At 76.6% G+C, this 367-nt stretch carries 1 protein-coding gene; it reads left to right on the top strand.

Annotated elements, in window-relative coordinates:
- Positions 1–367, top strand: a 367-nt coding sequence (locus OOT08_RS11700) for a biotin carboxylase N-terminal domain-containing protein (protein ID WP_325092815.1), incomplete at both ends; no start/stop codon positions are given.

The raw sequence follows: 367 nt of genomic DNA on the forward strand, positions 1-367 counted from the left end.
CTGCACGTGCGCGCCTGCGATGAGGCCTTCGCCCTCGGCGGCGCCCGCCCGACCGACAGCTACCTCAGCATCGAGAAGCTCCTCGACGCGGCCCGCCGCTCGGGCGCGGACGCGGTGCACCCGGGCTACGGGTTTCTCTCGGAGAGCGCGGCGTTTGCCCGCGCCGTGACGGCGGCCGGGCTGACCTGGGTCGGCCCGAGCCCGGAGGCGATCGATCAGCTCGGCGATAAGGTCCAGGCCCGCCAGCTGGCCGAGCGGGTCGGGGCCCCGCTCGTGCCCGGGACGAGCGACCCGGTGCCGGACGGGGCGGCCGCCGAGGCCTTCGCGGAGGCGCACGGCCTGCCCATCGCGATCAAGGCCGCCTTCG

The organism is Leucobacter sp. M11 (assembly GCF_035726885.1).
Classification (GTDB): domain Bacteria; phylum Actinomycetota; class Actinomycetes; order Actinomycetales; family Microbacteriaceae; genus JAPFRB01.